At 56.9% G+C, this 19,164-nt stretch carries 14 protein-coding genes and 4 pseudogenes; 14 read left to right on the forward strand and 4 right to left on the reverse strand.

Annotated features, from left to right (window positions below):
• The coding region (locus tag IVB22_RS03835; protein WP_247515996.1) for a hypothetical protein at nt 1-319 on the forward strand (319 nt) is incomplete at its 5' end.
• Between the two features lie 121 nt (nt 320-440).
• Here the strand turns inward: IVB22_RS03835 and IVB22_RS03840 are convergent.
• The gene (locus IVB22_RS03840; protein WP_247515997.1) at nt 441-1,805 is read right to left on the reverse strand and encodes a polysaccharide biosynthesis/export family protein; all 1,365 of its coding nucleotides are present in this window, start codon (nt 1,803-1,805) and stop codon (nt 441-443) included.
• Nucleotides 1,806-2,141: 336 nt separating this feature from the next.
• On the opposite strand from IVB22_RS03840, the gene IVB22_RS03845 reads away from it, so the two are divergent.
• The 7 genes and pseudogenes from IVB22_RS03845 to IVB22_RS03875 all read left to right on the forward strand — a co-directional run bounded on the left by IVB22_RS03845 (nt 2,142) and on the right by IVB22_RS03875 (nt 10,725).
• Entirely contained in the window at nt 2,142-3,626 is a 1,485-nt protein-coding gene (locus IVB22_RS03845) for an undecaprenyl-phosphate glucose phosphotransferase (RefSeq protein WP_247515998.1), read from the forward strand.
• 320 nt (nt 3,627-3,946) lie between these two features.
• Nucleotides 3,947-4,113: pseudogene (locus tag IVB22_RS03850) on the forward strand (IS5/IS1182 family transposase); the annotation flags it as partial.
• A 515-nt stretch (nt 4,114-4,628) separates the two neighbouring features.
• Nucleotides 4,629-5,735: a Wzz/FepE/Etk N-terminal domain-containing protein gene (locus IVB22_RS03855; protein WP_247515999.1), complete on the forward strand. Its 1,107-nt coding sequence runs from the start codon at nt 4,629-4,631 to the stop codon at nt 5,733-5,735.
• Nucleotides 5,736-5,868: 133 nt separating this feature from the next.
• On the forward strand, nt 5,869-7,488 hold the full coding sequence (gene murJ, locus IVB22_RS03860) for a murein biosynthesis integral membrane protein MurJ (RefSeq protein WP_247516000.1): 1,620 nt from the start codon (nt 5,869-5,871) through the stop codon (nt 7,486-7,488).
• A 127-nt stretch (nt 7,489-7,615) separates the two neighbouring features.
• Complete coding sequence (locus tag IVB22_RS03865; protein WP_247516001.1) at nt 7,616-8,305, forward strand: FkbM family methyltransferase; 690 nt, start codon at nt 7,616-7,618, stop codon at nt 8,303-8,305.
• A 226-nt stretch (nt 8,306-8,531) separates the two neighbouring features.
• Complete coding sequence (locus IVB22_RS03870) at nt 8,532-8,855, forward strand: hypothetical protein (protein ID WP_247516002.1); 324 nt, start codon at nt 8,532-8,534, stop codon at nt 8,853-8,855.
• 1,051 nt (nt 8,856-9,906) lie between these two features.
• The gene (locus tag IVB22_RS03875) at nt 9,907-10,725 is read left to right on the forward strand and encodes a bifunctional 2-polyprenyl-6-hydroxyphenol methylase/3-demethylubiquinol 3-O-methyltransferase UbiG (protein WP_247516003.1); all 819 of its coding nucleotides are present in this window, start codon (nt 9,907-9,909) and stop codon (nt 10,723-10,725) included.
• Nucleotides 10,726-10,961: 236 nt separating this feature from the next.
• On the opposite strand, the gene IVB22_RS03880 is transcribed toward IVB22_RS03875, so the two are convergent.
• Nucleotides 10,962-11,774 carry a bifunctional 2-polyprenyl-6-hydroxyphenol methylase/3-demethylubiquinol 3-O-methyltransferase UbiG gene (locus tag IVB22_RS03880; RefSeq protein ID WP_247516004.1) on the reverse strand — a complete coding sequence of 271 codons (813 nt, stop codon included), beginning with the start codon at nt 11,772-11,774 and terminating at the stop codon, nt 10,962-10,964.
• A 165-nt stretch (nt 11,775-11,939) separates the two neighbouring features.
• Here IVB22_RS03880 and IVB22_RS03885 point away from each other — a divergent pair, with 165 nt between their 5' ends.
• Entirely contained in the window at nt 11,940-12,119 is a 180-nt protein-coding gene (locus IVB22_RS03885; RefSeq protein WP_247516005.1) for a hypothetical protein, read from the forward strand.
• A 235-nt stretch (nt 12,120-12,354) separates the two neighbouring features.
• Complete coding sequence (locus IVB22_RS03890) at nt 12,355-12,807, forward strand: ATP-binding protein (protein ID WP_247516006.1); 453 nt, start codon at nt 12,355-12,357, stop codon at nt 12,805-12,807.
• A 549-nt stretch (nt 12,808-13,356) separates the two neighbouring features.
• Here the strand turns inward: IVB22_RS03890 and IVB22_RS41825 are convergent.
• Nucleotides 13,357-13,497 (reverse strand): annotated as a pseudogene (locus tag IVB22_RS41825) (integrase core domain-containing protein); the annotation flags it as partial.
• 559 nt (nt 13,498-14,056) lie between these two features.
• Between IVB22_RS41825 and asnB the strand changes: the two are divergent.
• The 4 genes and pseudogenes from asnB to IVB22_RS03910 all read left to right on the forward strand — a co-directional run bounded on the left by asnB (nt 14,057) and on the right by IVB22_RS03910 (nt 18,861).
• Nucleotides 14,057-16,039 (forward strand): asparagine synthase (glutamine-hydrolyzing), encoded by a 1,983-nt coding sequence (gene asnB, locus IVB22_RS03900; RefSeq protein ID WP_247516007.1) that lies wholly within the window; start codon nt 14,057-14,059, stop codon nt 16,037-16,039.
• A gap of 110 nt (nt 16,040-16,149) precedes the next feature.
• Nucleotides 16,150-16,371: pseudogene (locus IVB22_RS41830) on the forward strand (hypothetical protein); the annotation flags it as partial.
• The gene (locus IVB22_RS03905; RefSeq protein ID WP_247516008.1) at nt 16,322-17,497 is read left to right on the forward strand and encodes a glycosyltransferase family 4 protein; all 1,176 of its coding nucleotides are present in this window, start codon (nt 16,322-16,324) and stop codon (nt 17,495-17,497) included. The pseudogene IVB22_RS41830 and the gene IVB22_RS03905, both read left to right, overlap by 50 nt.
• Nucleotides 17,494-18,861 (forward strand): O-antigen ligase, encoded by a 1,368-nt coding sequence (locus IVB22_RS03910; protein WP_247516009.1) that lies wholly within the window; start codon nt 17,494-17,496, stop codon nt 18,859-18,861. The genes IVB22_RS03905 and IVB22_RS03910 overlap by 4 nt, the downstream gene beginning before the upstream one ends.
• 78 nt (nt 18,862-18,939) lie before the next feature.
• Here the strand turns inward: IVB22_RS03910 and IVB22_RS03915 are convergent.
• A pseudogene (locus tag IVB22_RS03915) lies at nt 18,940-19,113 on the reverse strand (transposase domain-containing protein); the annotation flags it as partial.
• Between the last annotated feature and the right edge of the window lie 51 nt (nt 19,114-19,164).

Here is a 19,164-nt window from a genome sequence, read left to right on the forward strand (position 1 = left end):
GGGTATCGGGCGACATCGCCGCGCGCTTTGGCCGGTGGCCACCGGCCAAAGCGCTCAGTCGCTTCCATCGCACATTTTGCTCAATGGGCAGATACAAGGTGTTCTTCGAGGTGCGGCGCGTCGCACCGTAGGTTTCGCGATCAAGACGCTCGTTGTTCAGGCGAAAAAGCGGAATCTTGATCAGGCCGTTGTCGAGCAGCTCTACGGTTTGCTCAAAGAAATGATGATAGCGAGCGGGATTCCCGTGCGGGTGAGTCTAATGATTTTGTACTCGTCAGAGTTGAAATCGAAGTCAAGGTGCAGCGTGAGAGTAGAATAGAGGATGCCGATGGAAATCCCGACCGGTGATTTCGGCGAGCTTGTCGATCTTGTTGTCGTGCGCGTGATAAACGGTGACGAGGATCTGCGAGTCCCGACGATCGCGCCGCTTCTGGTCCTCATCACCTGCTGCCGACGCGCAGCGAATCGGCCGTGGTCAGCGCCGGTGGGTCTTTTGAATTGCTCAGCTTTCGGGGAGGCGCGTCAGGACCGTCCTGGTATCGCAGGCTGACCTCGATGGCGTCACCCGGCTGCAACTCGGTATCTTCGCTCGCGATAATCCGTTCCGGCCCTTTCTCGCCTTTTCTAATGATGGCGATGTCGGGCTTACTGCCGGCTCCTCGTACGAGTTGTGATCGAACCATCGCAGTGTACTGAAGCTTCTCGCCGACGCTCTGCAGCCTTTCGCGGATTTGGTTGAGCCTCAAGCTGGTGCCTTGCAGCTCACGGAGCAAGTCGAGCCTCCGCTGGTCGTCGAGCCTTCCCAGCCTTCTGGTGAGCTCGTCCTGTTGCGTCTTTACCTGCATGAGCTGCGCGGAGGTCTGCAGCTTCCGAGTTGATGACAGCAGCACCGCGCGCCGCGCATCCGTCACGCGAGGGCTGGTCAATGAACCCTTGCCGTAGAGGTCGGACGCTTTCTGCAGTTCTTCGAGGTCTGCCTGAAATCCCTCCTCCTCTTTCTTCTGCTGCTCTGAGAGCACGCGGACCTGGTTCTCTCCCTGTTGGACGCCGCGCTGAAGGAACGTCTTTTCCTTCTGATAATCACTCTGCTTCGTCTTCAAATACTCCGTTTCTGCATTGACGATTTCCGAAATCGCCGATCGAGCTATCGGTGCGTCCGTCACAGCGCTTGGACTGATCTGGGTCGCCTCTCCGAGTTCCGTCTTGATACGCCACAAGTGCGCCTGCTCTTTGGCGAACTCCGTCCAAAGCGATCCATACTCGGCTCTCAGGTCTGCTGATTCGAGATACGGGTTGTTCATTCTGATACGCATGATGTCGTAGCCGCCCGCAACTGCGACGAGTTGGCGTGCGGTAGTTGCTGGACGATAAGGATATTCACCCGGCCTCGATACGTCGCCATTTATGTATATGGGCCTGTATTCCGCCACGGTCGTCGTGACCTCATTCGCGTCTATCACGATGACGGCCTCACGGCCATCCGGAGTCCTCTGTCGATACACCTTGCCGGCCAGTGCGGTGCCGATTTTGGCTCGAATCTGCGGTACGGGAAGGCCGGCTACTGGAAGCATTCCGACCAGCGGCAACGAGATGTTGCCATCCATTTGGACGGTTGCACGATGCCGTAGCTCCGGTACGCCCGCCACGGCCACCTCCAGGACATCTCCGATGTTTACTCGATATTCGGCCTTTGCTTGGGTAGAGATTGCCACGGCAATAGCCACCAGGCCCCATTTGATGCAACGACCGGACTTACTGCCAAACACGTCGAACTGGGAACAATTGCGCAGCATGGAGTTCGTCATGGCGGAAACTCTCTGTACTAACGTGCTCATCACCAACGTGCTCATCCCGTGAAATCGTTCAAATCTTGTCTCCCGTTGGAGCAAGCCGTCCCAACAGACCATCCGCAAAACCAACGTTCTGTTTCCTCATTGGCGCTGCGGCCGCTCACCGCCTTCCTCGCCATGTTCGCCAGATCTGTCCTCTTGATTATTCGGCAATTTAACTCCGCACTGCCCCGGCTCAACCGGCCATCGTGGTTACCTCTCTCTACCCATTTATAGCCAATTTCACCCCAGTTACCCGACTGCTAATGATTTGCTGGGAGGCGGATGACTGGGAACGATTGGGAGTGACTGGTGAGTTATGTTACCAATTCGCCGGCCTCTACCCAGCTTCCGACCCAGTTGATCGCTGGCAGCAGGGCCGTCTCAGCGGGCAAGGGCGGCCGATTAGCTGCGCTATTGGTACTGGTAGCAAGTACCGAATTCGTGCTCGTAGCCGTCGCGGCCTATTTCGCAGCCGTCCTCTATCATCGGCTGATCCTGCTGAATTCGGACGACGCCAAGTACATTCCGGAATCACTTCTGATTTCCACAATGCTTTTGCTCGTTTCTGTAGGGCTCCGGCAATATTCGCGGATCCAGACGCAGCCTCGACACGTTTTCATCTGGAGCGGCGCCAGCAGCGTTCTCTTCGTATTCGCCTTCTTCATCTCGACGATATTCCTCCTGAAAGTCTCGGGAGACTACTCGCGCGCTACTATCATAGCCCAAGCCGTGAGTGTTTTCATTACGGTACTTTGCACGCGGGCAATATGGTTCTCACTACTACAGCCTGCCATTGCATCAGGGTTGATCGACGCCAGGCGCATCATACTTATAGGGGATCCAAGTCACTGCTCCCGTTTTTCTGCTCGAGCATTCGTCACGGGACTTCGGACTATCCGCTCGTTCGACTTTCCGACGGCTCGCACCGACACCTCAGTAGTGGCTCGTCCCGGCGCGGTGCAAGCGCTACCTGATATCCGCCAACTGGTCGCAAATTGCCGGCCCCTCCGAGCGGATGACATTGTCATTTTGACTTCGGAGCTGGATGTTCGATCTGCTCTCGCGCTTGCCAGCGCTCTATCAGACCTGCCAGTTGACGTTCACGTCGTCCCTATTGGATCCGTCGATCTCATGGCCGTGTCGCGGATCACTCAGTTCGGCAACATGGTGACAATGCGGGTCTGCCAGTGCCCGCTCACTCCTTTCAACCGAGCAATCAAGCGAGCATTCGACGTTGCCGCCTCAATCGCTGGCCTTATTCTGGTTAGTCCCCTTTTCGTCATCGTTTCGCTCGCAATCAAGCTCGATTCTCGCGGTCCGGTGCTATTTCGCCAGACACGGCATGGCTACAACAATGAGCCCATTAGCGTCCTGAAATTCCGAACGATGACAGTGATGGAGAATGGCGACAATTTCAAACCTGTCGTCAGACATGATCCACGAGTGACCCGTCTGGGACGCTTCTTGCGCCGTACCAATATCGATGAGCTTCCGCAGTTGTTCAATGTCCTGGCCGGTAACATGTCACTCGTCGGGCCCCGTCCACACGCGACGTCGCAAAACGAGGCGTTCGCTGAGCTGATTTCGTCGTTTTTCCGTCGCCACAACGTCAAGCCCGGCATTACGGGCTGGGCTCAGGTCAACGGCTATCGCGGCGACACCGATACGCTCGAGAAAATGCAGCGTCGTGTGGAGCACGATCTGTACTACATCGATAACTGGTCGCTTCTTTTCGACCTGCGAATCATTCTGCTCACGTTTTTCTCCAGAGAGGTCTACGCGAACGCCTTTTGAGGATTTGAAAGGCCAATCCTCCGTCAGCCGAAGGCGATGCAATTCGCAAATACTTGTTGTCTCTCCGGAAGGTCCACCCGAGTGTAGTGGTCGAAGTCAATCTGAACCCTGCCGCTTCATCTGTCCGTCCTTCTTCGGGCCGGACTCTAACTCGTCGTCCGTGAACAAGCCTCTAAGCGATTGAGCGGGAGTCTGTTTTTCGGATGCGGAGGCATTTGAGATTGCAGGGATATGGAGCTTGAGAACCCCAAACCTCGCAATTTCGTTTGTCGATTCGCCTTCGCTGCGAACCATGATTCTGTGGTGCATCGGAGGGGACGATGCGGCCGAAGAAGCGCAAGACGACGGGATCGAACGATCTGTTCGGGTGCCGCTGGAGCAGATCATCAATCTGAAGCACGAGCTGGTTCTGCTTGCCGGGAAGATCGATTGGGACTGGATCGACCGCGAGATCGCACCGCTCTACAGCGAGAACGGCCGGTCCGGCTGGCAGGCCACCGCCAGACCCATTGGGATGGCACGCAAGCGGATTGCGGCTCGAGCTTTGATCCGGCAGTGCCGCGGCTCAATGGACCGTCGTAGTTACCCACTTATTGCCAATTCCCATCCATTCCCATCCAGTGATCCGGATTGTACTGTTCTCGCTGGAGATGAGCGACTGGGTCGTAGAGTACCATGAGTTATGCGTTGTCCACTTTTTTGCCGCGCCCTACCAAGTTCCAGGCACATTTTGTCAATGGCGGCAGCGCGGCCCCAGCGAGCGTTGCTAGAAGGCATTTAGATGCGTTGTCAGTAGCGGCTTGCGTCGGCTCCTTCGGCTTTGGCGGTCCTCGATCATCGTTTCGTCCCTGCTGTACTCACCGTCCCGGCGGCCAAGTACTTCCTTAACATAAAGGCTAGTTGCAATGTTTATTGACGCGCCTTCGTTTCCTGCATCTTAACCGACCTCTTCGTTATTAAATTGCGCACGTGATTGAGCATCCACTATCAGGCTGGTAGGAAATGTTGCAGAACAGCAGGACCGATAATTGGATAAATCGCGACAATGGGCCGCCTGAATTTCGTCCAGGGCCGGTCGTGTCGCTGGCAGACGTGCTGGCCGTGCTGGCCTTCATACGACGACATGTACCGATCATATCGCTGACATGTTTCGCGGCGCTTGGCGTTGCTACACTTTACCTCATCACCGTGGGACCTACGTTCACCGCCAAGGCGCTACTCATCGTAAACGCGAAAGCGACCTTTGCGGACGCTGCGTCGGTGTCAACGGCCGTGGAAAGCCAGATCGGAATCATAAAGTCTGAGAGCATCGCTAGCGCCGTGATCGAGAAGCTCGGCCTTGCTCAAGACCTGGAATTTACGACCGGCCAAGGTAGCGGCATGATATCCCGGCTGCTCGGTTGGAGTAAACCGGCGACGGAAGCTAGCGCCGCGCGCTATGCCTTGGAACCGTTCGAACGCAAGCTTTCGGCCAAGCGTGTCGGCCCTACGTATCTTGTCGAGATTACCTTCGGTTCCAGAGATCCTGATCGAGCGGCGCAGATCGCAAACGCCGTTGCAGAAAAATATATTACCCATCAAATGGACAAGGGCAGCTTGCAAGACGATCAATGGGTTAAGGACCGACTGAACGAATTGAGCACTCAAGCATTAGCTGCCCAAACGGCATTGGAGGACTATAGTAAGAATAGGAAAGAGCCAGCGGATTCCGCTGCTACCATCGATAAATTGGCAGCCGCTGCGGAATCATCCAAAAACGCCTATGATAATTTTCGCTACGTGCTGCGTAAGACAGTAGCGACGCAACAACAATCCTCGCCGGTGTTCGAGGCGAGTCTCGTCTCTGCGGCGTCGCCACCCTTGAGACCAAGTTCGCCAAAAGCTAGAATCGTGCTTGGAATAGCGATCGTTGGAGGGCTACTTGTTGGCATCGCTATCGCATTTCTGCGCGATCTCTTAGATCGAGGCATCCGCACCAGCGGGCAGGAATCTCGTCTAAGTGCTCCAGATGACAGGATCGATCGACCGCTTCCGGACGCGGTTCGACCAGATCATCAATCCCAAGCATCGGCAAAGGCAACGCCAGTACGCCTCACGGGTTCTGGGTGAAGAGCGCCATCTTCAGCGACGATCGGCATCCGCCCGACCGGTCGATTCGTACTGAACACCAAGGCGTTGCGTTTAGGCAGCGTCTCATTGACGGCCGACAGGCGCGCGCGGCATCAGATGAGACAATTTAAGCATGAGTACATCCACAAACCTTCTGGAAACGGCTCCCCCGCGCGATGGCGCGCCCAAAAGCCAGGGGACCGTGATTCACACTGGCCGCGCCATCTCGGTCGTCTTGTATGTCACCGTTGCCGCCCGGCTGCTGAGCATCGTCAGCCAGGTGCTGACGGCTTCGGCCTTTGGCGTTGGCCCAACCATGGACGCCTATACGGTGGCGCTGATCGTGCCCACGACCATTTCTGCCATCTTGACCACGGCGGTAGGCGCGGCATTGATTCCGGTCTTTGTGGACTACCGCGAAAACAAAGGCGAGGCGGAGTCCATGCGCCTGCTCTGGGCAGCGATGACGCTGGGCACGCTGATTGCGCTGGTGGTGACGGTGGCGCTGGTCGCGGGCGCGCCGCTGGTAGTGACGGTCTTCGCCCGGCAGATGGATGCCCCCACGCAGACGCTGGCGGTCATCCTCCTGCGCTTCTTGATGCCCGTGCTCTTGTTGCAAGTGCTGGTGACGCTGGTTGGCTCCGTTCTGAATGCCTATGGGCGGTTTGCTCTGCCAGCGCTGGCTCCCGTCACGATTACGCTGAGCATTATCGCGTTTCTGCTGTTTGCGCGTTCCTGGGGCATCTATGCACTGGGCTGGGCCACGATTGTGGGTTATTCGCTGAATTTCTTGCTGCTCGTCGTTGCCTATCTGCGCTTGGGGCTGCGCTTTCATTTCGATTTTTCCTGGCGGCATCCTGGCATTCGGCGCATTGCCGCGCTTTGCACGCCCGCGCTGATTGGGGCGCTGATGGTCAACGGCAACAGTCTGGTCGATCAGTTTATGGCTTCGCTCTTGCCGCCGGGCAGCATTGCCTCGCTCAGCTACGCGATCAAGCTGGTGGATATGCCCTCGGGGATTTTTTATACGGCGCTCTCCACGGCGCTCTTGCCGGTCTTCGCGCTGCAAGTGGCCCGCCGCGAATTTACGCTCTTAACCACCACCTTCCGCCAGGTGGTCATTTTTTCCGCAATCATCCTCTTGCCCGCTGGCGCGCTGCTGAGCTCGTTGTCGCGCCCGGTGGTGGAGATTTTCTATCACCATGGCAATTTTAGCGCGCAGGCTACGGATGTGGTGGCGTCCGCCGTGATGTTTCTCGCGCCGAGTATATTCATCGTCACCTACGGCTTTATCAACGGACGGATCTTTAACGCCCTGCAAGATAATCGCACGCTGCGCAACATTGCCGTACTTCAACTGGGGCTCAACGCCGTCCTTGACTATCTGCTGATGCAAATCTGGGGCGTGGCAGGTATAGCGTTCGCTACCACGCTGACCTATCTGATTGGCGCGCTGATGCTGCTGCTCATTCTTAACAAGCGGCTGCAAGGGCTACGCCTGCCGCAGCTTTGCCTTTCGCTGGGCAAAACCGCGGTGGCGGCGGCGTTCCTGTGGCTGACATGCGCGCTGCTGGCGATGCTGCCCCAGGTGGCCGCGCTGCCGCTGCTGGTACAGATCGTCTTGCTGAGCGCCGCGGGTCTGGTGATCTATGCTGCGCTGCTGCTGGCCTTGCGCGTGCCAGAGGTCAGCCTGCTCTGGGGCATGCTGTGCAGTCGGCTGCCCTGGGGCCGCGCGCGGGCAAAACCAGCATAGGCCGCAGATGAGCGTATCGATGTTTGCGTACCCTGCGAGGAAGGAAGAACTTCCATGAGTGTTCAAGCCGGCTAGCTCCCCACCCAAAGGCCTTACCCTGGCAGACCTGGTGAGGCAGGCGCGTGGTATGGTCCATGTCATCAGTGGTATGGTCCATGTCATCAGACAAAAACGCTCGTGGGCCTGCGTGCGCCTCTTCTGGTTGGGCGAGCGCAACCCTCGCCGCGTCCCCGGCGCGTTTCGCTTTCCTTTCGGGCCGGTGCGCTGTATGGGCGCCGGGGTGATGCTGTCGCTCTATCGTGAGATTTTTCTGGACTGCGGCTATGAGGTCGTCGGATTAGGCGACGCGCCCGTGATCCTTGATTGCGGTGGGAATATTGGCATGGGTGTGATCTGGTTCAAGCAGCGCTATCCGCGTGCCCGCATCACCGTCTTTGAAGCCGACCCGCAAACCGCCGACCTTCTGGAAGAGAATGCGCGCGCGCTGGGCCTCACCTCGGTCACGGTGGTTCGCGCCGCCGTCAGCGATGCCGCTGGCAAGGTATCGTTTGTGCCTGAGGGATCGCTGGGCGGCCATGTCGGCGATGGGCCAGGGGTGCTGGTGGACGCGGTGCGTTTAAGTGACCTGATTACCGAGCCGGTGGATTATCTCAAGGTCGAGCAGCGAATTTGGCGTGCTAAAAGACCTGTGCGCCACAGGCAAAATGGGGTTGGTCAAGTATCTTTCGTGCGAATTGCACTGCAGTCCTGCTGTGCAAGACCAGGTTGCGGAACTGTGGACGGCGCTTTCGCAAGCGGGCTTCCGCATCACGGTTAGGGAGGCGAGGGTGTGTGATGCACTGCCAGGGCCACCCATGCCCACGCCGTTTTTCTCGGCACCGAGCGCGAAATATCTCGTCTGGCTCTATGCTTGGCGTGTGTAGGGATTCGGACCGCATCTTGCCATGAGCGAAGAAGAGGACATCGTTCAGCTTCATCGGGATGGTGACACGTGACTGCAACCTATTTAGCGAACTCGCCGAGCTGCTCACCCGGCTTCGCTGGTGCTTTGGGCGTTTGGATTCGGTTGGCAGGCCGCGACGATCGGCGCGACATCGCTTTTGCTGTCAATTGCCTTGACCTCGGCCTACAGTTATTCGGCCTCGCCGGTGCGCTGGCAGGAAGTATCGGCAGTCTCCCTTTGGGAGTGCTGGTCGTTGACCAAAGCCGCCACGGCGCTTGGAACGGGCATCGCTAAAGTGATACCGATCGATCAGACCTGGAAAGTCGCCTTTGTGGTCGCGGTCGGTGTGGTGGTCACTCACATCATCTCCGCCGAGCTAGACGCATCCGTTTTTCTGCGACGCGTGGCCAAGTCTTCGGCTTGATGACCGTGCTGCTTGGGTTCGTGCTCACAAAAGTCCATCGCTCCGTGATATCTCTCGTTCGCGGCGCGAGTGAAGAAGCGCCTTAGGAACGTTTGAAAATACCGACGCAGGACACAAACTCAGTCGCCTGGTCGACCGGATCCTCTTCTTGAGTTCAGAGATCGCAAGATTGGCGTCTTGCCGCTGATCGGAAAGCAGGATCGGCGACTGAAATCGGCGTGCTCGATCGTCTTGTGAACGACAACCAAAAGCACGACAGAAAACACTCTCGCACTATCTGATCAAGATCGCCCGGCTCGGCGGTTATCTCGCGCGCGCCAGCGATCCGCCGCCCGCCAATACGTCATGTGGCGCGGGCTGTCACGGCTCACCGACATCCCGCTAGGCGCCGTGGTCGGAGGAGAATTTGTGGGTAATTGAAAGCCGGGGAGGGCCAGTGAGGGCCGCGATGTACTTGGAGGCGCCCAAAAAGCGGTAACACGAATCATACCTTCAGCAGTTTGCCGCAAACGATCAAGAGCCGCGTGGACGAGACGGTCAACTCCAAAAAGGCAGTATCGACGCTTACGGGGATCTGTGACGATAAGGATCGGATGCGAGAGGCGGATCGAAACGCTCAGTGATAGCGGGCGCCAGGCGCGTGGGACGCATGCGAAGCTCTTCGGGACCAGGCGGAGAAGCAGTTCCCTCGCTCGGCAATCCAAAGCTCTCCAAGCCGATTAACTTCCCTGCTTACGCCTGGCCATTGCGCGACCTGCTGGTCTGGGCTTCTGGTGGTCGAGAAAGGGTAATCCGAAAGGGTCGAGCCGCGGACCGGTTCAAATAGTATGATGCGAGAGGGTGTGAGTTTGGATGCCATGCATTGACGTCCTCTCATTAGGGAGTTCTTGTCAAGCATGTGCGGAATTTCCGGTATTTGGGAGCGTAACGGTTGCAGCTTGCAAGATCTGAAAACGGGCGTCTGCAATGCTTGCTTGCTCAACCAAACTGCTCTGTCGTCCGGCCCGCGGTAGCTCAGGGTTTGCGTCAGGAGGAGTGGGTGGTGAGTAGCATGGTTGATGAAGAGAGGCAGAGATTCGAGTTTGGGAATAATTGGTACCACTTCATTCAAAAGAATTTCGGACCCGAGAGGGTGCGGATTTCCAAGAAACACCTTCTCGATTTTATCGAACGGGACGATCTGAAGGGGCTAACGTTCCTCGATATTGGATGCGGAAGCGGACTTCACTCCGTTGCCGCCCTGGAAGCAGGCGCAGTGTCAGTTCGTGGCTTTGATTACGACGCAAATTCAGTCGCTACGAGCCGATACGTGCAGGCTCAGCTAGGCAATCCCTCTAATTGGACCGTCGAGCAAGGCTCCGTTCTTGACGACACATTTGTGAAGAACTTGGGGACATACGACCTCGTCTATTCATGGGGGGTTCTGCATCACACCGGAGACGTCTGGCAAGCAATTCGCAATGCCGCAGCGTGCGTTAGGCCCGGTGGTATGCTTTATGTTGCTCTCTATTCAGCGGATGCTCAAGTCAACCCGCCGCCGGAATTCTGGCTCGACGTTAAGCAAAAGTATGTTACGGCGGGATGGCTGAAGCGACGCTACATGGATCTTTGGTACGTCTGGCGCTTTCAGATGCGCTATAATCCGCTGCGGCTACCTCTGTTTCTGTGGAGGATGCACAAATACAAAAAGAGTCGCGGCATGAATATGTTTACGGATATTCGTGATTGGCTTGGCGGTTGGCCGATGGAATTTGTCTATGACAAAGATGCCGTCTCCTTTTGCAAGGAGCTCGGTTTCAGCTTGCAGAGGATCGCGACCGGTGAGGCGAACACGGAGTTTTTGTTCATAAGGTTGGCATCGCCTAAGTGAGGGCAAGTCATGAGTGGGGTGCTCTCTTATCATCACTCGTGTCTTTAGGTAAGGTAACGATATTTTTCATACAATGCCCGTGAGGAGCGTAGCGATTTAATAGTCATATGCTCTCTCGGAGCTGCGACGGCGCTAGTTGGACAGTCCGTTCAACGCCTTGTTCGAGATGTGCGAAATGAGGACTGCGTTGGTTTCATCTACTTTGGCCGCGTCTTCCAGCAATGCGCGGCGTTTTCTTACCCCCTCGCAAATACGATCTCATGGCAACCAGAGCCAAAAAGTCCCTTAGCTGCAACACGCATAGGAAATGCGCGAGTCTGTCTAAAACCCATCGCGCCAATTCTGGTCGAGAGCTGGTCGACTGTAGCCGTCTCGTATGGATACCCGCCGAGCCAGTCGTGGAGGTCATGGGAAGAGTTCATCCCGCGCGCAGCAATACGGTCGCGAAACAAAGACATCGGATTTTTGCCGCGAGCGAGCTTCGCTACGATCATTGTAGTGACAAAACCTTTGCGCATGAGCCATTGAACCGCGTGAGGCGAGGACTTGTAGATCCGCTTCTCCGCTCGCCAAACTGCATCGAATGGCGTCTTGCCATAGATCGCGAGAGCAAACTGTCCGTCAGGCTTTACAAGCGAAGCCGCTTTCTCGATCGCCCGCCACATCTCGCCAGTGTGGTGCAAAACTCCCCAAGCGTAGACGATGTCAAACGTTCCGGTCTCTTGAGGGGAAGTCTCGAAAACCGAAACAATTCTTGCATTCCAGTTTTTAGATGGCGCGCGAGCAGAGAGCAATTGGCGCGTCGTCGCTACCGAATTCTCGTCGATATCGACGGCGAGGACACGTTCGGCGCCGAGCGAAAGAGCCGCAAGCGAATGCAACCCGGAACCAGACCCAATATCGAGAAAGCTCTTACCCCTCACGCCATCGGGAAAAAGTTTCTCCAGTCCGGCAATCGCGTCAGCAATACGCCGGTCGTCGATTGTCTTGGCGTATTCGCGCCAGTTCTCACCAAATTCGAAATGTTGTGAACGCTCAGTAAGGCTCATGGTGCGACCCCATCCGATGGCGCATGCGTCATCCAAGCGCAAAAATGTTCCGGGCGCAAATTATCAATCGCTTGAGGCGGCCTGCCAGGGTAGCCGATGTGGGTAATCCCAAAGAGCGCCCATGGGGCGCGAGTTTTGGATTAGTTCCCTCCACATAGAAGCCGTATGGGCTCTCTCTGCTGGCTACACGAGTACAATCTCGATTTGCCGGTGAAGCAGATCAACGGCGACACGGCCTGGCGGCGACCGAGCTACTCCGCCATCCACCGGATCATTGAGAACCGGGTCTACGGCGGCACCTATGCCCGACGGCTGTCGCGGCGGGATACAGCGCCGATGGTATGAGCGTGAAGATTCGCCGCAAGGCACGGAACGAATGGTTGGTGCTGAAGCCCAACACCCACGAAGGGTACGTGAGCTGGGAGAGGTTCGGGGCGATCCGCACCATGGTCAGCAGCAACGTTCCCACCGGTCGGCATCACGGCGCGCCCAAGCATGGTGAGGCGCTGCTGGCCGGTCTGATCCGGTGCAAGCGCTGCGGTCGCAAGCTCACACTCCGGTACTCCGCGCTAACGCCTGGATGGACAATGGCGGTCCCCACTGCATTGGCTTCGGCGGACTGCGCGTCGATGATGCAATCGAGGAGGCGCTGCTCGGCGTCGTCGGTCCGGGCACTATCACCGCGGCAACCGCTGCCGCTAGGGAAGCCGGGGAACGGCGGGATCAGGTGCGCGAGGCCCTCAGTCGCGACCTCGAAGCGGCGCGCTATGCCGCCGACCGGGCTTTCCGGCAATACGATGTCGCTGACCCCGCGAACCGGCTGGTGGCGGGCGAGCTGGAAGCGCGCTGGAACAGGGCGCTCGCTCACGCGGTGGAGGTCGAGGGCAAGATCGCCACGCATGATGCGGCGACGCACGCCCCCATTGCTGATTCAGCCTCTCGGCGTTTTGGCCTCGAACCTCAAAACGGTCTGGGATGCGCCGACGACGGATGCGCGCCTCAAGAAGCGCATTGTGCGCACCCTCATCCATGAGGTCGTGGCCGATATCGACGATGCGGCCTCCGAGATCGTCCTCATCGTCCACTGGGTCGGCCGCGTTCACAGCGAGATACGCCTGCCCAAGCGCCGGCGCGGGCAGCGTAACAGCACCTCCGCCAACATCATCGAGGCTGTGCGCCAACTGGTGCTGATCGCCAGCGACGATTTGATCGCCCGCCTGCTCAACCGCAACGGCCTCAAGACAGGTAACGGCAATCGCTGGACGCGCGAGCGTGTCACCTCGATGCGCTCGAACTATCGCATCCCGGTGTTCAAGACCGCCGAGGACGGGGATCGAGCGCTGGCTAAACCTCAGCAATGCCGCAAAGCTCCTCAAGATCGCGCCCAAGACGCTGCGGCTAGCCGCCGAAGCCGGCGAGATCGAAAGCCATCATCCGCTCTCGGACGGCCCGTGGATCATCGCCCGCACACGGATAACAACTGCCGCTCAATCTATCGCCGAACGAGCGCGACAGAACCCAAGATACCCCACGGGATCGCATCCCAATCAGCAAAGTCTCTTCTGTTCAACAATATAGAAAGATGGTGTATTCTCCACTTTTTCCTGGGGGTGTCCGCAAGGGGCAGGAACCAATGGGCGTTGAGGCATTCGGCCCGGAAGCGACCGTCGAAGGCTTCGATGAACGCATTGTCGGTGGGCTTGCCAGGCCGGGACAACACTAGGCGGAGAATACGCAGTGGGTCTGACCCTGCTGACGGGTGCCGACGGCATCATGGGTGCCTCGCCAGAGGAGCACCCGAGCTCCTCTGGCCCCTGTCGGCGGCATGGGCTGACAGGCACACCATTCTTCAAGCGTACCATTCGGCTCCGCTGGGTCGAGACCGGCTGGACCCGTGGCGCGCGATCTCGCGGCGCCCATGGCGGCCCTCGGCGCCGGCGACAGTTCAACCGATTCGATCGCGTGGATCGACTGCATTCCCAAGAGCGCTCAGCTTGGCCGCTCGCTCGTATTCCTTGGCGAACACGCGACTCGGCACGAGCTCCGGGGCCGTTCGGCGGAGAGCCACTTCCCTCGCTCGGCGATCCAAAGCTCTCCATGCCGATTGACGTCCCGGCTGAGTGCTTACCAGATTCCGCGATCTGCTGGTCTGGGCTTCTGGTGATCGAGGATGGGTAACCCGAAAGGGTCGAGCCGCGGACCGGTTCAAAATACTATGCTGCTAGCGTGTGAGTTTGGATGCCATGCGTTGACGTCCTCTCATTAGGGAGCTCTTTTCAAGCATGTGCGGAATTTCCGGTATTTGGGAGCGTAATGGTTGCAGCCTGCAAGATCTGAAAAGCCGGGCGTCTGCAATGACGCAAACGCTGAGCCACCGCGGGCCGGACGACAGCGGAGTTTGGTTAAGCGAGCAAGCCAGCATTGCCTTCGGGCAGCGTCGCCTGGCAATTATCGACTTGTCCCCAATGGGACATCAACCAATGGTCTCGGCCAACGGGCAATATACAATAACGTTCAACGGTGAAATCTATAATTTCCAAGAGCTGAGGACCGAATTGGAGCGTTGCGGAGTTCGGTTTCGTGGGCATTCAGATACAGAAGTTATTGTCGAAGGATTCGCCCAATGGGGCGTCAAATCGACCATCGCCCGCTTGAACGGGATGTTCGCAATTGCAGCGTGGGACGCCGGAGAGCGTCAACTGTTCCTAGCTCGTGATCGAATGGGCGAAAAGCCGCTTTATTGGGCGATCTTCGATGGACTAGTTTTGTTCGGATCAGAATTGAAGGCGCTGCGCGCTCATCCTGGTTGGAGGCCAAGCCTCAATCGTGGAGCGATCGCCGCCTTTCTTCGGCATGGTTATGTGCCGGGTCCATTCACGATCTATGAAGGTGTCTACAAACTGCCGCCCGCCGGGTTCGTCAAAATTGCGAGCGGCGGCAGCCCCGAAGTGGGCGTGTACTGGGATCTGGCCGGTGTTGTTTCGCAGGGGCAACGCAATACGCTTCGAGCCGACGAAGAGGGACTGGTCGATGACCTCGAGGCGTTACTGCATGATGCAGTATCGCGCCGCATGATAGCGGATGTTCCGCTTGGCGCCTTTCTGTCGGGCGGCTATGACTCATCTACTGTCGTCGCACTGATGCAAAGGGCTTCTCGGAGACCAGTCAAGACGTTTACCATCAGCTTTGAGAACGCGGCATTCGACGAATCGAAACACGCTGAGGCTGTCGCTCGGCATCTTGGGACGGAGCATACAACGTTTCCCGTCAGCGGCGCTGACGCTCTCGATGTGGTGCCGAAGTTGGCCGAGATGTATGACGAGCCATTCGCCGACCCCTCGCAGATCCCGACCCATATTGTTTCCGCATTGACGCGAGAACGGGTCACGGTGGCTCTGTCAGGAGATGGTGGAGACGAATTGTTCACCGGGTACGACCGGTATCGATGGTCGGAGAACGTTTGGCGACCGGGTGCGAAGATGCCGCTTGCGCTCCGCCGCCTCGCGTCTTCAAGCATTCGCACTGTGCCGCCTAGCACTTACAACAGCATAGCGCGCTATGTACCATACTTTCGGCGCGTGCCACGTGTTGGCCAAAAGGCCCACCGGTTGGCGCAAATCCTCTCTGATTCATCGATCGATTCCATGTACTATCACCTTATCTCGCACCACCGAGCTCCAGAGAGTCTTGTGAAGGGGTCACGAGAGGTACGGACGGCCTGCTGGGGTCAAGACCTCAAGATCTTCTTGCCCGATCCGGTGGACCGTATGCGTTACCTGGACATGTGCACGTATTTGCCCGATGACATCCTGACTAAGGTTGACCGGGCCTCCATGGCTGTCGCTCTTGAGGTACGCGTTCCATTGCTCGACCATCGCGTGGTCGAATGGGTCTGGAAGCTGCCGTCACTTCAGAATGCGCGTGCCCGGCGCCCCAAACACTTGCTCCGACGTGTTCTTGCCCGCCATGTGCCCGATCGTTTGGTCGAGCGCCCGAAAATGGGCTTCGGGGTTCCGCTCGCAGATTGGTTGCGCGGTCCGTTGCGGGATTGGGCGGAAGACCTGATGAGCGAAGCTGGCCTGAGCGCCGGTGGTATTTTTCACGTCGAGGCCATTCGCTCGCTCTGGGCCGAATTCTTGAGCGGAGATAATGAGCGGTATTTCCTCATTTGGAATGTTCTAATATTTCAGGCGTGGCATCGTCGGTGGGGCGATGCGTCGGTGGCGGACACCGGAACAAGACGCTTGGTATCCCTTTTGAATTGAAGATATGGCGATGACACCTTTATCGTTTTTGCCTGACTCCAGGAGGGCGTGCGGCCTTACACGAGCGCTTTTGACGTTGGCGTCCTCTGTAGTCTCTTGGGAGCCCTCTTGCCGCATTGGAAATGATGGCGATGGGGCTGCCAGTCGTTGTCAGCGACGTCGATCGTGCTACCGAAATGGTACTTCCTGGCGAGACCAGCCTTCTCGGATATACTGGCATATCTACTCGAAAGTCGCCGAACTGCCATTCATATTGCGGTCCCATCAAGCTTGGGGTGTCACGTGCGAATTCTCTCGATAGATTTTACCATTCCCTATCTATTGAAGGATGATGACCATCCGATCGGCGGCTTTGCCGTCCAACTTTCAATATGGCTTCGCGCATTTGAAAACGCCGGTCACGAAGCCGCTCTCCTTACCTGGAAGGGTGCTTTGGCCCATGTAGGTTCGGGCCAGCAAATCAAACTTATCGAAACCTATGATCCCGCGCATGGGGTGCGGGTTGCGAAGTATTTCTACTCATATATCCCAAAAGTATTGGCAGCCGCCCGTGCCTATAATCCAGATATTGTGATCCAAGGCGTAGCTGGGGTCCATACCGCCATCATGGCTTTCGTCGCCGGCCAACTAGGGATTCCGTTCGTTCACCGCATTGTCAACGACGCACTCGTCGATGAACGATGCAAAATCGGTTTTCGATTTTATGAATGGCTAGCTTATTCTTGGGCTCGGCATCGAGCAGCCGCATTTCTCTGTCAAAATGAGTATCAACGCGAAAAATTGGCAGCGTTTTTTCCGGGCAAGCCGATTCACGTCATTCATAACGCCGTTGTAGTAGCAGAGGAGGCGGCCGCTCCTTTGCCGCGCGCAGAACGCAGATATGTTGCCTGGCTTGGTGTCTTCCGCGATGGAAAGAACTTGCCATTGCTGCTTCGAATCGCCCAGGAACATCCGACCGTCAAATTCCGCGTGGCAGGGATGCCAGAGCGAGATGCTGATCAATCGACGCTGGAAGCCGTGAATGGCCTGCGCCATCTGCCAAACGTGGAAATGGTTGGCTATGTCCGGCGGGCAGACGTTCAAGAATTTCTATCAGAAGCGACGATGCTTCTCTGCACATCGGATCTCGAGGGCTTCTCGAACGTGCTCCTGGAGGCTCTGGCTACGGGGACCCCTGTTGTAACTCGGCGACCTGTCGACCCAGATCTGATCGTTCTGCGCCATGCCCTTGGCGCATCGGCTGAGGACGAGTTGGCACTTTCCAAATCCGTGAGCGAAATTTGGGACATGGACGCGAACGAATACAACGCGATCGCGACACGATGTCAGATCTATGTTAAGGCCAATCACTCGCCGACGGCAAAAGCTCGCGAGTTAATTGCGGCTTTGACGCCTCTTGTCGCTAAGTCAAAGCGCCCAGGGCAACCACTAGAGCAACCAATTCCGATAGGCCGATGAGTACATCTTTGAGTCATAGCGGCCAAGCGCCTTATCATCTCACCTTGCCAGTCGCGCAAGCTGGAACCTTTTTCTTTCTGTTGTTCGTTTTCATGTTGCCCTTCCAGCGTGTGCCATTCCTCACGGAAAATCTGTTCGGCATCCAAGGGTTCAAACCCTTCAACTTATTATCAGCAGTAGTCTTGGCTTATCTGGTGTTTAACACTGCGTGCCTGCACGCGACCGACAAAATCGAACGAATATCCATCAGAATTTTTCTCCTGTACTTCGCAATTCTTGCCATCGCCCTCATTCGATCAGTTCCAAACACGCCACTTTTGCATAGTCGCTTCCCTGATTCATTTCCAGAGTCCTACTTTGACTTTGTACTTTCGGCTTGTATTGTGCCGACCTTTTTCACTCTATCCTTCCTGTTTATCCTTAAGCGTATGTGCTCCTTTCAGGAGCTCGAGAGGATCACGACCGTGATCTGCCTTTCGATGCTATTGCTATCGATCGCTGTCGTCTCGCTCGTCCTGATGAATCCGTCCGTTCTGCTTTCAGAACGCTCGAGCGGAATGACTGGGCTGGATCTAGCTAGCCGGGACGAAATGGCCAAGTTGTGCGCAGCGTATTTTGGAACCCATTACAATGTGATTGGAAGCATGTACGTTTCTACCGTACCCTTGTTGCTCTATCGAGCTCTTACGCGCGGCGCTCTCTGGATCACACCCCTGTGTCTATCGCTCCTGGCGGTTCTTCTCCTCGGGTCACGAACCACGCTTGTCACGGTAGTAGCTTCGTGTTCCCTGTTTCTGATCTTGCGGCGCAGGTTTGACATTTTAATTCTTGGTGCTGCGGCGGCTGGCGTCACATCGTTCTTTTGGATCGGACCAACCATTGACGCTGTTCTTTCGGTCGGGCTTGGTAGCAGTGCCGGCTTCTCGGCCGATGCCGTGCTGACGGGCCGGGTTGATTCCATTTGGGGTCCGCTGCTAGAGGAGTGGACGAGCAATATCGGCCTGTTCCTGTTTGGCGCTGGTCGCCACGGAATGGCGACGAGCCAACTTTGGGACACAGGAACCCTGATACAGGCCAATGTAGCGCATAATGCAATTGTCGAATTCTTTCTTGATTGCGGGGTGATTTTAACCGGTGTGCTTCTAATTTTCCTTCTCGTTGGAATAGCTACCGCCTGGCGAGTTGGGCGAAGGTTGAATAGTGACCTATATTGGGCTCTGTTCGCGAGCATCTTTGGTTATGGGATTAGTATGGCGACTGGCCGTGACATCCTGCCAACATATGAAAACATGTACGTATTTCCGATCATTGCGATGATGATCAACTTGGCGCGGTTGCGCTATCTGGATGCCTGTCACAGTTGATCCAGTCGACAAAATTGGTCTGACGTGAACTCCAAGACGATTGTATCCGTCCGGCGAGGCCGTCTTGCCGATTGAGGCGGGGTGGTCCGGCAGGCGGGGCCGCACGTCGGCGAGCCAAGCCTGTGGATCGATATCGTTGAGCTTGGCGTTGGCAATAAGGGTGTAGACCGCAGCCGCACGCCGGCCGCCCTCATCGGTGGCGAAGATCCAGTTTCTTCTGCCTACTGCGACCGCCTGTAGCTCGCGTTCGGCGTAACCCTCCGGCGTAGGCCGTCTTGCATAAGAGTTCTGGCGGTAGCTGAC

It is taken from the genome of Bradyrhizobium sp. 190 (assembly GCF_023073415.1).
In the GTDB taxonomy this organism is placed as follows: Bacteria; Pseudomonadota; Alphaproteobacteria; order Rhizobiales; family Xanthobacteraceae; genus Bradyrhizobium.

Coding starts and splice junctions, on each gene's coding strand:
- IVB22_RS03840 (WP_247515997.1), bottom strand. CDS start 1,805: ATGACGAACTCCATGCTGCGCAATTGTTCCCAGTTCGACGTGTTTGGC.
- IVB22_RS03855 (WP_247515999.1), top strand. CDS start 4,629: ATGTTGCAGAACAGCAGGACCGATAATTGGATAAATCGCGACAATGGG.
- IVB22_RS03890 (WP_247516006.1), top strand. CDS start 12,355: ATGGACAATGGCGGTCCCCACTGCATTGGCTTCGGCGGACTGCGCGTC.
- IVB22_RS03875 (WP_247516003.1), top strand. CDS start 9,907: ATGGTTGATGAAGAGAGGCAGAGATTCGAGTTTGGGAATAATTGGTAC.
- IVB22_RS03885 (WP_247516005.1), top strand. CDS start 11,940: ATGGGCTCTCTCTGCTGGCTACACGAGTACAATCTCGATTTGCCGGTG.
- murJ (WP_247516000.1), top strand. CDS start 5,869: ATGAGTACATCCACAAACCTTCTGGAAACGGCTCCCCCGCGCGATGGC.
- IVB22_RS03910 (WP_247516009.1), top strand. CDS start 17,494: ATGAGTACATCTTTGAGTCATAGCGGCCAAGCGCCTTATCATCTCACC.
- asnB (WP_247516007.1), top strand. CDS start 14,057: ATGTGCGGAATTTCCGGTATTTGGGAGCGTAATGGTTGCAGCCTGCAA.
- IVB22_RS03880 (WP_247516004.1), bottom strand. CDS start 11,774: ATGAGCCTTACTGAGCGTTCACAACATTTCGAATTTGGTGAGAACTGG.
- IVB22_RS03865 (WP_247516001.1), top strand. CDS start 7,616: ATGGTCCATGTCATCAGTGGTATGGTCCATGTCATCAGACAAAAACGC.